Annotated in this window: 11 protein-coding genes; 7 read left to right on the top strand and 4 right to left on the bottom strand. The window is 63.1% G+C overall.

Annotation, left to right across the window (positions count from 1 at the left end; translation table 11 throughout):
• Nucleotides 1-337 precede the first annotated feature (337 nt).
• Together ACHMW7_RS06935 and ACHMW7_RS06930 are read left to right on the top strand one after the other, a co-directional pair.
• Nucleotides 338-1,054 carry an outer membrane protein gene (locus tag ACHMW7_RS06935; protein WP_395449569.1) on the top strand — a complete coding sequence of 239 codons (717 nt, stop codon included), beginning with the start codon at nt 338-340 and terminating at the stop codon, nt 1,052-1,054.
• A gap of 189 nt (nt 1,055-1,243) precedes the next feature.
• A complete protein-coding gene (locus ACHMW7_RS06930; protein ID WP_395449568.1) occupies nt 1,244-1,933 on the top strand; it encodes an outer membrane protein in 690 nt (229 codons plus the stop codon).
• A 93-nt stretch (nt 1,934-2,026) separates the two neighbouring features.
• Here the strand turns inward: ACHMW7_RS06930 and ACHMW7_RS06925 are convergent, their stop codons facing one another.
• Nucleotides 2,027-3,457: an ArnT family glycosyltransferase gene (locus ACHMW7_RS06925; protein WP_395449567.1), complete on the bottom strand. Its 1,431-nt coding sequence runs from the start codon at nt 3,455-3,457 to the stop codon at nt 2,027-2,029.
• Nucleotides 3,458-3,773: 316 nt separating this feature from the next.
• Here ACHMW7_RS06925 and ACHMW7_RS06920 point away from each other — a divergent pair, with 316 nt between their 5' ends.
• The 3 genes from ACHMW7_RS06920 (at nt 3,774) to serA (ending at nt 6,936) form a co-directional block, all read left to right on the top strand.
• On the top strand, nt 3,774-3,914 hold the full coding sequence (locus ACHMW7_RS06920) for a hypothetical protein (RefSeq protein ID WP_395449566.1): 141 nt from the start codon (nt 3,774-3,776) through the stop codon (nt 3,912-3,914).
• A gap of 176 nt (nt 3,915-4,090) precedes the next feature.
• Nucleotides 4,091-5,266, top strand: a complete 1,176-nt coding sequence (locus tag ACHMW7_RS06915) for a phosphoserine transaminase (RefSeq protein ID WP_395449565.1) — start codon at nt 4,091-4,093, stop codon at nt 5,264-5,266.
• A gap of 68 nt (nt 5,267-5,334) precedes the next feature.
• Entirely contained in the window at nt 5,335-6,936 is a 1,602-nt protein-coding gene (gene serA, locus ACHMW7_RS06910) for a phosphoglycerate dehydrogenase (RefSeq protein ID WP_395449564.1), read from the top strand.
• Between the two features lie 74 nt (nt 6,937-7,010).
• On the opposite strand, the gene ACHMW7_RS06905 is transcribed toward serA, so the two are convergent.
• The 3 genes from ACHMW7_RS06905 to ACHMW7_RS06895 form a co-directional block, all read right to left on the bottom strand.
• Entirely contained in the window at nt 7,011-7,628 is a 618-nt protein-coding gene (locus tag ACHMW7_RS06905) for a ParB-like protein (protein ID WP_395449563.1), read from the bottom strand.
• Entirely contained in the window at nt 7,625-9,349 is a 1,725-nt protein-coding gene (locus ACHMW7_RS06900) for a SulP family inorganic anion transporter (protein ID WP_395449562.1), read from the bottom strand. Before ACHMW7_RS06900 ends, ACHMW7_RS06905 begins: the two co-directional genes overlap by 4 nt.
• 74 nt (nt 9,350-9,423) lie before the next feature.
• The gene (locus ACHMW7_RS06895) at nt 9,424-10,317 is read right to left on the bottom strand and encodes a DMT family transporter (RefSeq protein ID WP_395449561.1); all 894 of its coding nucleotides are present in this window, start codon (nt 10,315-10,317) and stop codon (nt 9,424-9,426) included.
• A 195-nt stretch (nt 10,318-10,512) separates the two neighbouring features.
• On the opposite strand from ACHMW7_RS06895, the gene ACHMW7_RS06890 reads away from it, so the two are divergent.
• Both ACHMW7_RS06890 and ACHMW7_RS06885 read left to right on the top strand, forming a co-directional pair.
• On the top strand, nt 10,513-11,811 hold the full coding sequence (locus ACHMW7_RS06890; RefSeq protein ID WP_395449560.1) for an adenylosuccinate synthase: 1,299 nt from the start codon (nt 10,513-10,515) through the stop codon (nt 11,809-11,811).
• 75 nt (nt 11,812-11,886) lie between these two features.
• Nucleotides 11,887-13,365, top strand: coding sequence for a hypothetical protein (locus tag ACHMW7_RS06885; RefSeq protein ID WP_395449559.1), 1,479 nt, complete (start codon nt 11,887-11,889; stop codon nt 13,363-13,365).
• Nucleotides 13,366-13,443 lie beyond the last annotated feature (78 nt).

The raw sequence follows: 13,443 nt of genomic DNA, 5'->3' as shown, positions 1-13,443 counted from the left end.
TACGCTACTGACCGTTTTTCTCCTTGTGTCGCAGGTGCTTCGCCATGGCAGCGTCCCATCAGGCAACAACATCTCCAGACATGTGCCCCTGGATCTCTTGTCATGGGCCGAAAGCAGCCAGCGGCGGCCGGCAAAACCGTTGGTTGCAAAGTATTCGTGGTTAACCGACACGGTTAAGCACGCCTTAACCTATACCAAGCATTATCCACGCGGGTTAGTCATGGCCGGGCGCGTTGCGGTCCGCAGGGATAGGGTTATCAGCATGTTTAATATTGGAAGGAACGCACTATTCGCCGCGCTGCTCGTTGGCGTGGCCGGACCGGCTTTTGCGGCAGACATGCCCGAACCGATCATCGAGGTCGAGCAGCCATCCTATGGCGGCTGGTACCTGCGCGGCCACATCGGCATGAGCAACCAGCGGCTGAAGGTTCTGGAATCGGAACTCTTCCAGGGCCCCACCATCATCGAGCACGGCTGGCACGACAAGGGCACATTCGGCTCGGCGCCGATCTTCAGCGTTGGTGTCGGCTACCAGTACAACGACTTCCTGCGTGGCGACCTCAACGTCGAATACCGCGGCGCGTCGAGCTTCAACGCGCTTGACTACGTCACCTACGACACCGGCACGCCGGCAGGTGTGGTTACGCGAACCAACGACTACAGCGGCAAGAAGTCGGAATGGCTGTTCATGGCCAATGCTTACGCCGACGTCGGCACCTTCTACGGCATCACCCCTTATGTCGGCGCTGGCCTTGGCGCGTCGCGCAACACCATCTCCAGCTTCCGCGATGTCAACGTCATCAACAATGGCGCCGGCTACGCCCACACGACATCCAAATGGAACCTGGCTTGGGCGTTGCATGCCGGCGTTGGCATCAAGGCGACCGAACGCATGACCGTCGACCTCGGCTACAGCTTCGTCAACCTCGGCGATGCTCGCACCGGCACTATCTACAACGACGATCCAGCGTTCAATGTTCCGAACAACGGCATCACCTTCAAGGACATCACCTCGCACGACTTCAAGCTTGGCGTCCGTTATTCGCTGAACTAGGCCTGCAGTCAGCTTCGATGGATCAAACCGCCCGGCCCGCCGGGCGGTTTTTTCTTGCCCAGCCCGCAACAAAACACCCGCTAACCGACTGTTATCCTTAACCGTGACTTAACCTCTATGGTTAATGATGATCCAAACGGCTGCTGGATTCTCGGGCAACACCTGGCGCCATTTCGGGAGAATGCGATCATGACCTTGACGTCTCGCATAGCGCTGGCCCTGGCCGCGACCATGCTTTGGCCGCTGGCAGCAGGCGCTGCCGATTACGACCCGCCCGTTGTCATCGACGAGGCGCCGGAATACGTTCCCGTTGAAGTTGGCTCCGGCTGGTACCTGCGCGGCGACGTCGGCTACAACATCACGAAGTCGCCCTATGACTTCACGCTGTTCGGCGTCGAATCGGACAGCACCTTCGTCAATGGCAGCATCGGCGCGGGTTATCATTTCACCGACTACCTGCGCGGCGACCTCAATCTCGGCTTCCTGGCGCACGACCGCTACGGCGCAACCAATGGCGTCGATACGATCGAATCGGAAAACAGCATGTGGACCGGCATGGCGAATGCCTATGTCGACCTCGGCACCATTGCCGGCTTCACACCTTATGTCGGTGCTGGCGTCGGTGTCATTTATGCCAGCCAGCGGGTCGACGACACTTCGACCACACCCGACTGGCACCTCCGCGACACGCAATACGCCCTGGCCTACTCGCTCAATGCCGGCGTCAGCTACAAGGTCAGCCAGAACGCCTCGGTCGACGTAGGCTACCAATATCTCGCGGCACCAGGCCTGGAATATGCCGATGTGCCGGCAGTCGAAATGAAAAAGGGCGTCGACTTCCACCAGGTCAGAGTCGGCCTGCGCTACGACCTCTGGTAAGCGCCCGATCCTCCGACATGATGACAGCGGCGGGCCTTGGCCCGCCGTTTGCTTTTAGAAACGTTGCGCGCCCTCGAAAAAGCCGGCCGCGTCTCACGGCCGGCTTCTTGCTGGCGGGATGCACGAAGCGCCACGTTTGAGATCGTAAATCTTCACAGTCGGCGCCACGAAGCCATAGTCCCCATAGAGCCGGGAAAACGTTGCGACAGCATGCCCGTCGAGGCAGTGGAACATGGACGCCAGGTCGTAGACTTGCGAGTCTTGTGCCCTCAGTTCGCCGCCGCGCAAATAGCGCTCGAATCTGAGCGACAGCAGATAGTCATGCGAGGCCAGCGCTTGATAGTCCCGTGTCTGCGCCAGAGGATGACCGATCGGATAGTCGGAGACCACATTGGTCATTCCGTTGGCGATCAGGAACTCGACTGCCTTCGTCCGCGTGTCCTTGCTGGGGTTCATGTTCCGAACATAGGATATGCCGGCATGTGCGGTGACCGTCAGCGCAATCAGAGCCAAGGCCATGGCGCCGGCCCGGCTTCGGATGGCGACTGAGCGCGAACTGGCAATCCCGGCAGCCAGCAGGAAATAGATGACAACTGGAAGCACATAGCGCATCTGCCCGACGATCTTGAGGGGAGAGAGCTCAAGCGCGAACGACCATATGATCGCGGCCGCCGCAAAGGCTGCGACTTGCCGGTCTCGGTCCTTGACCAGCGCGAGGCAGATTGCCCCGAGACCGATCAGAAACGTCATCGCCGTGATGCTTGGAAGCAGATGGTGGCGCAGATGGGTGAATCCATAACCTGCCCAGAACCATTCCTTGAGGTCATGACCATCCTCGGCATGCTTGAGTTCCCTTGCGAGGCCCGACAACACATCGCCAGGACCGGTTCCGCTTTCGCTCGCGAAGGAGGCGAGCAGAACGGCGAGCATGGTGGCGGTGCCCGCGACGACCACCAATGCGGCACCCCTCACGCCCAGCCTGCAGTACCACAGGGCAAAGGCGAATAGCCCGACGCTGTTCAGGAAACCAACATACTTGGCCGACGGCGCAAGACCGAGAGCAATGCCCAAATAGACCAGATTGTGCAGGTCAATTCTTTCCACAAGCCGCACCAGCGCGTGGAGGCCAAGGCAAATGGCGAAAACGAGCAGCGCATCTTCCTTGAAGTAATGGGCGTGCACGGCGATTGCCGGAGACGACGCGAAAACGCAACTCCAGATAATGGACTGCAGGCGATCTGCGTAACGCGCCATAACAAGGTAGAAAAGCGCGCTTGCGGCTGTCATTGCCATGACGCTGACGAAGCGACCGGCCCAAAGCCTTTCAAGGTCGCTGGAAGCCGACACTAGCCACGCCACGACCCTCGCCAGAACGATCAGCAACGGTGGGTGGAAATAATTGTGGGGCTTGTCCGCGACCAGTGCCACCTTCGTCGGTTCGTCGACATGGGCGCCATAGAGGAAGTCGAGATTGTAAAAGCCGAGGGCCAGAGAAATGCCGACGATTGCAGCCAGCGAAGCCATGGTCACGGCTCGCGGACGGGCGGCAATCCGTTCCTGGAACCGAAGACCGAGTGAAAACACGTGAGCCACGAACCGCCCCCCCCAATGCAAGCCCCGCAAACCGATGCCCGTTCTGCGTTAATTCTAATCGCCACACAACCGCCGGCCTGGACCGCAAGTTGGTTTTCCCTGTGCCCACAAAGAGCGTTGGACTTCGCTGTTGCAATTTCATCTACAGGAAATTAATTTTCCTGAAATTGGACTTTGCTTGGGGGCGTAATTGCGTGAGCGACTTGCGAAACGAGGGCGGCGGCCGGCGGGGACCGAGGCCGTGCATATGAGGTTTCCATCCGCCGTGCTGAACGCCGTGGACGAATATCGCCGCTGCAAGCAGAACGAAGCCAGCCGGCAGGAAGCTATCAGGGAGTTGCTGCGCGAGCATCTGGTGCATGCGGGCTATTTGCAGGCGGCCGATTAGGCAGGGTTTGCATTTGTTGGAATGACCGATCGGCGACCGCCATTCCCGCACCATTGCGGCATGTCCTCTTTGCGACAGAAACTTTCCTCTTGACGCCCGAACGCTAAACGCATATCGCCGTCCGTGGGCCACCCCTCCCCAACGAGGGGCCACCTATCTGGAAGGATAGCATCACGATGACGATCGTCGCCAAGCCCGGACTCCGTCCGGCAAACCCCAATTTCTCCTCAGGTCCCTGCGCAAAACGTCCCGGCTGGTCGCTCCAGGCGCTCGCAGACGCACCGCTCGGCCGCTCGCACCGCGCCAAGGTCGGCAAGACCAAGCTCGAGCAGGCCATCGCGCTGACCCGCGAAATTCTCCAGGTTCCCGCCGACTACCGCATCGGCATCGTTCCGGCCTCCGATACGGGCGCCGTCGAAATGGCGCTGTGGTCGCTGCTCGGCGAACGCGGCGTCGACATGGTCGCTTGGGAATCCTTCGGCGCCGGCTGGATCACCGACGTGGTCAAGCAGCTCAAGCTCGAAGACGTGCGCAAGTTCGAGGCGCCCTACGGCGAACTGCCTGATCTCAAGAAGGTCGATTTCGATCGCGACGTCGTCTTCACCTGGAACGGCACGACCTCGGGCGTGCGCGTCGAAAACGGCGACTTCATCCCCAGCGATCGCAAGGGCCTGACCATCTGCGACGCCACCTCGGCGGCCTTCGCCCAGAACCTCGATTTCCAAAAGCTCGATGTCGTCACCTTCTCCTGGCAGAAGGTGCTTGGCGGCGAAGGCGCGCACGGCATGCTGATCCTCAGCCCGCGCGCTGTCGAGCGGCTCGAAAGCTACAAGCCGGACTGGCCGCTGCCCAAGATTTTCCGCCTGACTTCGGGCGGCAAGCTGATCGAAGGCATCTTCAAGGGCGAGACCATCAACACGCCGTCGATGCTCTGCGTCGAGGATTATCTCGATGCGCTGAACTGGGCCAAGAGCCTGGGCGGACTCGATGCGCTGGTCGCCCGTGCCGACGCCAACTTTGCCGCCATCGACGCTATCGTTCAGACTTCGGGCTGGCTCGCCAACCTGGCCGTCGTGCCGGAAACGCGCTCCAACACCTCGGTCTGCCTGTCGATCGTCGATCCTGAGGTAGCTGCCCTGGACAAGGACGGCCAGGCGGCATTCGCCAAGGGCATGGTGTCAGCGCTCGAAAAGGAAGGCGTTGCCTTCGACATCGGCGCTTATCGCGACGCGCCCCCCGGCCTGCGCATCTGGGCCGGCGCCACCGTCGAGACCTCCGACCTCGCGGCCCTGATGCCGTGGCTCGACTGGGCCTTCGCCAATCAGAAGGCAGCGCTCAAGGCTGCCGCCTGACCAGACCTGCGGCGGCCTCCGGGCCGCCCATTTCCCGAACAGTTTGATCACTCTTCAAGGAGGCAGCTATGGCGCCCCGCGTTCTCGTATCCGACAAACTCTCCACCACCGCCGTCCAGATCTTCAAGGATCGTGGCGTCGAGGTCGACTACCTGCCCGACCTCGGCAAGGACAAGGAAAAGCTGCTCGAAGTCATCGGCCAATATGACGGCCTCGCCATCCGCTCGGCGACCAAGGTAACCGAAAAGTTGATCGCGGCTGCGACCAACCTCAAGGTCATCGGCCGCGCCGGCATCGGCGTCGACAATGTCGACATTCCCGCGGCCTCGCGCCGCGGCATCATCGTCATGAACACGCCCTTCGGCAATTCGATCACCACGGCTGAACATGCCATCGCGCTGATGTTCGCTGTCGCCCGCCAGCTGCCTGAGGCCAATGCCTCGACCCACGCCGGCAAGTGGGAAAAGAACCGCTTCATGGGCGTCGAGATCACCGGCAAGACGCTTGGCCTGATCGGCTGCGGCAATATCGGCTCGATCGTCGCCACGCGTGCTGTCGGCCTCAAGATGCATGTCGTTGCCTTCGACCCGTTCCTGTCGGAGCATCGCGCCGAGGAACTCGGCGTCGAGAAGGTCGAGCTCGACGAATTGTTCGCCCGTGCCGATTTCATCACGCTGCACACGCCGCTGACCGACAAGACGCGCAACATCATCAACGCCGACTCCATCGCCAAGATGAGGACAGGCGTGCGCATCATCAACTGCGCCCGCGGCGGTCTGATCGTCGAAAAGGACCTGATCGCCGGGCTTAAGAGCGGCAAGGTGGCGGGTGCTGGCATCGACGTGTTCGAGGTCGAGCCGGCCGAAAGCAACGAGCTGTTCGGTATGGACAATGTCGTCTGCACCCCTCACCTCGGCGCCTCGACCTCGGAAGCGCAGGAGAACGTCGCACTCCAGGTCGCCGAGCAGATGGCCGACTATCTGGTCAAGGGTGCTGTTTCCAACGCCATCAACATGCCGTCGATCACCGCCGAGGAAGCGCCGCGGCTCAAGCCCTTCGTCAAGCTCGCCGAAGTGCTCGGCGCCTTTGTCGGCCAGGTGACGGAAGACCCGATCACCGAGGTCGAGATCCTGTTCGACGGCCAGACTGCGCAGATGAACACCAAGGCGCTGATCAGCGCGGCCCTTGCCGGCCTGATCAGGCCGCAGGTCTCCGACGTCAACATGGTGTCGGCGCCGATCATGGTGAAGGAACGCGGCATCATCGTCGCCGAGGTCAAGCGCGACAAGTCGGGCGTGTTCGACGGCTACATCAAGCTGTCGGTCAAGACCGAGCACATGACACGCTCGATCGCCGGCACCTGCTTCTCCGACGGCAAGCCACGCTTCATCCAGATCAAGGGCATCAACCTCGACGCCGAGGTCGGCCAGCACATGCTTTACACCACCAATGCCGACGCGCCCGGCATCATCGGTCTGCTCGGCACCGTATGCGGCGAGAGCGGCGTCAACATCGCCAACTTCCAGCTCGGCCGCGACCGGCCGGGTGGCAATGCAATTGCCTTGCTTTATCTCGACGCGCCGTTCCCCGAAGACGTGCTCGCCAAGGTGCGCGACCACAAGTCGATCGACTCGGCCAAGCGGCTGCAGTTCGACGTCAACGGGATATGACCACCAAGCCTCCCAAGGCACCTCAAGAGGCGCGACGCAGGTCGCGCCTTTTTCTTTGCAGCGGGCAAGCCTGACTACATATCTGGCCCGCTCCAGCCGGGCAGATAGTTGGCAATGGTTTGCCGTGCCAGCTGCAGCGCCCTGCGCGAGGCCTTGTCGAAATCGTCGCCCAGAACATCCGCGCCGATGCGCCGGCGAAAGAAATCGGCCCACAGGAATTCGGCGAAGGGTGTCAGATCCTTGGCGTAGCCGCCCCTTCGCCTGACCTCGCCAGCGAGGCTGCGGTAGGGATCGTCGACCAGCTTGTCGACCGACTTCGGGATGTCGGAGTAAGGTCGGCGCTTTCCCCTGGCATCGAAAGGATGCATCCAGGCGCGGTTGTCGAGCACGACGTGAAACGCCTCCTTGTCGAGCATGGACAAATCGGCAAGCACGCTGACAAACACATCCCTCACGCCCTCCTCGTGCAGCGCCCGGGCAAGGTGATGGTGGTCGATGATGTGGTTCTGTCCCTTGGGCCCGAGCACCACAGGGATGAAATGATGGCCGAGGAAGGCACCGGCCTTCCGCGCCGAGAGCGCCCGCAACTCCTGGCGCTTGAGCGCCACCTCATGGAAACCGATAGTGATCTGCGTCGGCCTGAGATCGGCCACCAGCACCGGCTTCAGCATGGGTCTGGTTTCGCTCATCATGGCTGACTGCCTTTCGCCGCGATCACCTGCCCCGTCAGTGTGGTGACCGCATTGTCGACGCTGCGGAAGATGTGATCGGCTCCGAGCTGGGAAGCGATGCCGAAGCGCGCGAGCGCCACTTGCGCGCGCACCGGTTCCAGCCGAGCGATGGAAAAGCTGACGTCAGACGCCCGGCAGTAGGCGATGACGTCGGACAGCATGCCGGCAGCCGTGAAGTCGATGTCGGTGACGCTGCTGCATTCAAGCACGACATGCCGCAGTTCGCCCGCGCGCGCGGCGATCATCGCCTCGAGGTCGCGTTGGAAACGTTCGGCATTGACGAAGGACAGCGGTGCCTGGAACGCCACGACAAGCACGCCGGCGACGCGCTCGCCCGTCTTGCCCGTGTCCGGCGGCCACCAGATCGACGTGCCGGGCACCTTCTCGAACTCAATCGCACGGGCCTGCGTCATACCCCACAACCCGTGCAGCAGCGACAGCACAATGCCGGTGGCAACGCCAATTTCGATCGGCAGCGCCACGATGGCGACGGCCGTCACAAGGATCAGGGCGAACTCGACAGGTGCTTGCCGCCAGGTCGCGGCAAAGGTCTGCCAGCGCAGGATGCGTAGCGCGACGAAGAAAAGAACACCCGACAGGGCCGCCTCCGGGACATTGGCCAGCAGCTTCGCACCAAACAGCACCAGGGCCAGCACGATTCCCGCTGCAAACAGGCCGGCGAGTTGCGACCGGCCTCCTGTTTCACTGACGATGGCCGTGCGCGGCGGACTGGCATTGACGGGGAAAGCACCGACCATGCCGGCGAGAAGGCTGCCCGCGCCAACGCCGACGAAATCGCGATTGACATCGGGGCCCGGACCCGACCGGTTGGCAAAGGAGCGCGTGGTGGCCGCGGTTTGCACCATCACCACCAGCGCGATCAGCAATGCGATGGGCACCAGCGTCCGCAGGTCCTCCATGGCGACAGCTGGAACCGCAATCTTCGGCAGACCCTCGGGCAACGGGCCAAGCACGGCAACGCCATGCTGCGGCAGGTCGAACAGGGTCGCCAGCAACGTTGCCAGCACCAGAGCAATGAGCGCGCCGGGAATGCGCGGGCTGACGCGTTCGCCAAAGAACACAACTGCAAAGACGCCCAGCCCGAGTGCGACGCTGGGTAGGTTGATCTGTCCGAAGTCCCTGGAGATCGCGGCCAACTGCTGAAACACATCGCCGCTAACCCCACGCAGGCCGAGCATCGCAGGCAATTGCGAAATGACGATATGGACCGAGATGCCGGCGAGGAAGCCGGCTGTGACCGGAACGGACAACAGGTCCGCCAGCCAGCCCAGCCGCAACAACCCGCCGGCAACGACGATGACGCCGACCATCAGCGCCAGCATGGCAGCAAGCTCGCCATAGTGCGGCGAGCCGGCCGTGGCCACAAGCGCGAGGCCACCGGCGAAAATGGGGGTGATGGTCGAATCGGCACCGGCCGAGAGATAGCGGCTGGCACCAAAGGCGGCGAAAGCCAGCGAGCCGGCGATGAAGGCAAAAAAGCCTACTTCCGGCGAGAAATCGCCGAGGCGTGAGGTGGCCATCTGCTCGGGAATGGCGATGGCTGCAAGCGTCAGCGCGGCGGTCAGGTCGCCGCCGAGGTCGCGGCGACGCCAGCCCTGCAGGGTGCCGAACAGCAGCCGCGAGCCCGGCAACCCGGTCCGTCGATCGGCTTCACCTTCCATCCGAACCTCGCCCATTCTCGGATCAAGCTAGCATGCCTGTCCGCATAACGCGGGATATCCGACAGCCGTTCCTGCTAAGGTTGCGCCATCTTGCGCCCGCTGTGCTCGGCAAGCCAGATGCCGCCGAGCACCAGCACCATGGCCATGGCGTGGTAGAGCTGGAAATCCTCGCCGATGATCATCACCGACAACAGCGTGCCGAAGATCGGCACCATGTTGATGAACAGCCCGGCGCGGTTGGCGCCGATAAGCTCGACGCCCCTGATGTAGAAGATCTGCGCCAGGATCGACGGGAACAGGACCATATAGGCGGTGATCGCCCAGCCCATCGCATCGGGTGCGATGGCGCGGCCGGTGCCGATTTCCCAGGCGACGAACGGGATTGAGGTGACGAATGCTGCCGCTGTCATCACGATCATCAGGCTCATCCAGTGGATGTCGGGCTTGAAGCGCAGCGCCACCGTGTAGGCGCTGTAGACCAGCACCGCGATCAGCATCAGCGCATCGCCGAAATTCATGTCGAGCTCAAGCAGGGTCCCGAGGTCGCCGTGGCTGGCGGTCAGCGCGATGCCTGTCAGCGACAGCAGGAAGCCCAAGATCTGGCCCCAGCTGACGCGCATGCGAAACAGGATGAAGTTGGCAGCGAAGATGACCATCGGCATGCCGGCCTGCTCGATGCTGGCATTGATCGCCGAGGTGAAGTTGAGTGCCGAATAGAGGGCGGCATTGAAGGCGGTGAAGCCAAGCCCGCCCAATGTGATGAGCAGCCAGATGTGCTTGCGCGCCACCGCCCAATCGGCCCGCAGCCTGGGCCAGCCGACGGCACCGAGGAATGCCGCCGCGAACGCCCAGCGCAACGACGTCAGCAGCATCGGCGAGGCGTGGCCGACGGCAAGCTTGCCCGCCACCGCATTGCCGCCCCAAAACAGCGTGGTCGCCAACAGCAGGACATAGGCGTTTCGGTGCATGCGGCCGGACTTTCGCTGGCGATGGGCTACATCACGGCCTAGGTGCCGGGTCCAGACAAGTAAATGCGCCCAAAGGCGGAATTTGTTGTGCCTCAGGCGGCAAAGAAAGGTCGCACATCCAATTGCTTGGCGTTATAGAGGCCTGTCATTTTGCACTGTTCGCGGCCTGGTCCGCGATGTCGGAAGGAAAATATTATGGCCAATGTGGTGGTCGTCGGTTCCCAGTGGGGCGACGAAGGCAAGGGCAAGATCGTCGACTGGCTGTCGGAGCGCGCCGATGTCGTGGTCCGTTTCCAGGGCGGACACAATGCCGGCCATACGCTGGTGGTCGACGGCGTCGTCTACAAGCTGTCGCTGCTGCCTTCCGGCGTCGTGCGCGCGGGCAAGCTGTCGATCATCGGCAATGGCGTGGTCTTCGACCCGCATGCCTTTGTCGCCGAGCTGGAGAAGATCCGCGCCCAGGGCGTCGAGATCGGCCCTGACCGCCTGAAAATCGCCGAAAACACCGCGCTTATCCTGTCGCTGCATCGTGAGCTGGATGGCTTCCGCGAGGACGCCGCCTCCAATTCCGGAACGAAGATTGGCACGACCCGTCGCGGCATCGGCCCCGCCTACGAAGACAAGGTGGGCCGCCGTGCTGTCAGGGTGATGGATTTGGCGGATTTGGACACCCTGCCCCAGAAGGTCGACCGGCTGCTGACGCACCACAATGCGATGCGTCGCGGCCTCGGTCACCCCGAAGTCACGCACGATGTCATCATGACCGAACTGACTTCGATCGCCGACAAGATCCTGCCTTACATGGACCGCGTCTGGAAGGTGCTGGACGACAAGCGCCGCGCCGGCGAGCGCATCCTGTTCGAAGGCGCGCAGGGCACCTTGCTCGACATCGACCACGGCACCTATCCGTTCGTCACCTCGTCCAACACCGTCGCCGGCCAGGCCGCTGCGGGTTCGGGCATGGGCCCGGGTTCAATTCACTACGTGCTCGGCATCACCAAGGCCTACACCACCCGCGTCGGCGAAGGTCCGTTCCCGACCGAACAGCAGAACGAGGTCGGCGAGTTCCTCGGCACCCGCGGCCATGAGTTCGGCGTGGTCACCGGGCGCAAGCGCCGCTGCGGCTGGTTCGATGCCGTTCTGGTGCGCCAGGCGGTCGCCGTCAACGGCATCAAGGGCATCGCCCTGACCAAGCTCGACGTGCTCGACGGCCTCGACGAGATCAAGGTTTGCACCGGCTACATGCTCGATGGCGAATTGATCGACTATCTGCCGGCGAGCCAGGGCGCGCAGGCCCGCGTCGAGCCGGTCTACGAGACGCTCGAAGGCTGGAAAGGCACCACTGCCGGCGCGCGCAGCTGGAACGACCTGCCGGCCCAAGCGGTAAAGTATGTGCGCTACATCGAAGAGCTGATCGGCGCGCCCGTAGCCATGCTTTCCACCAGCCCGGAGCGGGATGACACGATACTTGTGACCGACCCGTTTGAAGACTAGTTTTGGCAGCTTTCCGGCGGCTGATTTGCCGCCGGATTCGGCCCGGCCCAGAAGAAGAGATAGGTCGACGAGAGAATGGCAGACTTCGTAGCGGTTCTGAAAAAGACGCTGGACGGCATGGGCGACACCACGCCGGCGATGCGCGCGCGGGTATATGACAAGGCCCGCAGCACCATCGCGGCCAAGCTCGCCGCGCTCAATCCGCAGCCGCCCGCAGCCGTCGCCGAACGCCAGACGAAGTCGCTCGAGGACGCGATCGCCACCGTCGAGGCGGAGTTCAACGCGCCACCGGTCGATGACGATCCGCTGGCCGAGCTGGAAAACGTCTTTACCTCGATCGCCCGCAACAAGGACCAGCCGGCTTACAGCCGTCCGGCACCTGCACCGGAGCCTCAGCGCCCGGCAGCACCACCGCCTGCCGCCCCGATTCCGGCCTATGTGCCGCAACAGCGCGAGCCGCTGCCCGATTTCTCGGCAAGCGAGGACGACGAAGGTCCGGAAGCCGACGGCGACGATCGCTTCGACACGACCGACGGCGGCGACCCGTTCGCGAACACCAGGCAAAGGCCGCGCAAGCGCGTCAGCGGCGGCCTGATCGCGGCGGTCCTTGCCGTGGCAGTTGTCGGCGCCGGTGGCTATGCGCTGTGGTCGAACCGCGATGCCTTCCTCGGCGCCAGCAGCGACACGCCGGCTGAGACGACACCGCCCGCAAGTGAAGCTGCAACACCTCCGCCCGCCAATGGCGGACAGGCTGCCCAGGCGCCGGCAAATGGCGAGCCGGGCAAGTTCACCCAGCGCATGACAGCGGACGGCAAGGAAGTCGACCCAGGTCCGGCCAGCGGCAGCAATGGCGTTGGCGAAGGCACCTCGGTCGCGACCCTGACCCAGCCGGCCCCGGCAACGCCGCCGGCGACACCGGAACCTGCGCCGGCTACGCCGGCACCTGCCGAGGGTGCGGCGACGACGACACCGCCTGTGGCGGGCGAGAACACGCCCGTGGCCGTCGGACAGAAGGCGATCTTCTACGAAGAGCGCACCAATGTCGCCCAGGGTTCGGCAGAATCCGGCTCCGTCGTCTGGACGGTGGTGCAGGAATCGCCCGGCGGCGACCTGCCGCCCGAACCGGCAATCCGCGCCGAGGCGACAATCCCGGGCAAGGACATCCAGCTGCGCATGACCATCCGCCGCAACGCGGACAAGACACTGCCGGCGAGCCATATCCTGGAAATGATCTTCCTGACGCCTGACGGTTTCGACGGCGGCGGCATCGAAAACATCCTGCGCGTGGCGATGAAGAGCTCCGAACAGGACGCCGGCAACTCGCTGCTCGGCATTCCGGCCAAGATCGCCGACGGCTTCTTCCTCGTTGCCCTCAACGACACCAAGGCCGAAGTCGACGCCAACCTGAACCTGCTGCGCCGCCAGAGCTGGATCGACGTGCCAGTTGTCTACAAATCCGGCCGCCGCGCGCTGTTCACCCTGGAAAAGGGCATCCCCGGCGACAAGGTGTTCGAAGAGGCGATGAAGGCCTGGCAGGCCAAGGAAGCGGGCTGAGTATTCTCGCTAGCCGGCGTGTCGGTTGCGCGCGTGCGTAGCTCGGGGGATGCAGTAGCGACTGCCAAAGCAAGGTGA

Origin of the sequence: Aminobacter sp. UC22_36 (genome assembly GCF_044056035.1) — a bacterium.
Classification (GTDB): domain Bacteria; phylum Pseudomonadota; class Alphaproteobacteria; order Rhizobiales; family Rhizobiaceae; genus Aminobacter.
The sequence above is the reverse complement of the archived record's forward strand: the minus strand, read 5'-3'. Positions and strand labels throughout refer to the sequence as shown.

Coding starts and splice junctions, on each gene's coding strand:
- ACHMW7_RS06890 (WP_395449560.1), top strand. CDS start 10,513: ATGGCCAATGTGGTGGTCGTCGGTTCCCAGTGGGGCGACGAAGGCAAG.
- ACHMW7_RS06920 (WP_395449566.1), top strand. CDS start 3,774: ATGAGGTTTCCATCCGCCGTGCTGAACGCCGTGGACGAATATCGCCGC.
- ACHMW7_RS06930 (WP_395449568.1), top strand. CDS start 1,244: ATGACCTTGACGTCTCGCATAGCGCTGGCCCTGGCCGCGACCATGCTT.
- ACHMW7_RS06895 (WP_395449561.1), bottom strand. CDS start 10,317: ATGCACCGAAACGCCTATGTCCTGCTGTTGGCGACCACGCTGTTTTGG.
- ACHMW7_RS06915 (WP_395449565.1), top strand. CDS start 4,091: ATGACGATCGTCGCCAAGCCCGGACTCCGTCCGGCAAACCCCAATTTC.
- ACHMW7_RS06900 (WP_395449562.1), bottom strand. CDS start 9,349: ATGGAAGGTGAAGCCGATCGACGGACCGGGTTGCCGGGCTCGCGGCTG.
- ACHMW7_RS06925 (WP_395449567.1), bottom strand. CDS start 3,457: ATGGCTTCGCTGGCTGCAATCGTCGGCATTTCTCTGGCCCTCGGCTTT.
- ACHMW7_RS06885 (WP_395449559.1), top strand. CDS start 11,887: ATGGCAGACTTCGTAGCGGTTCTGAAAAAGACGCTGGACGGCATGGGC.
- ACHMW7_RS06935 (WP_395449569.1), top strand. CDS start 338: ATGCCCGAACCGATCATCGAGGTCGAGCAGCCATCCTATGGCGGCTGG.
- serA (WP_395449564.1), top strand. CDS start 5,335: ATGGCGCCCCGCGTTCTCGTATCCGACAAACTCTCCACCACCGCCGTC.
- ACHMW7_RS06905 (WP_395449563.1), bottom strand. CDS start 7,628: ATGATGAGCGAAACCAGACCCATGCTGAAGCCGGTGCTGGTGGCCGAT.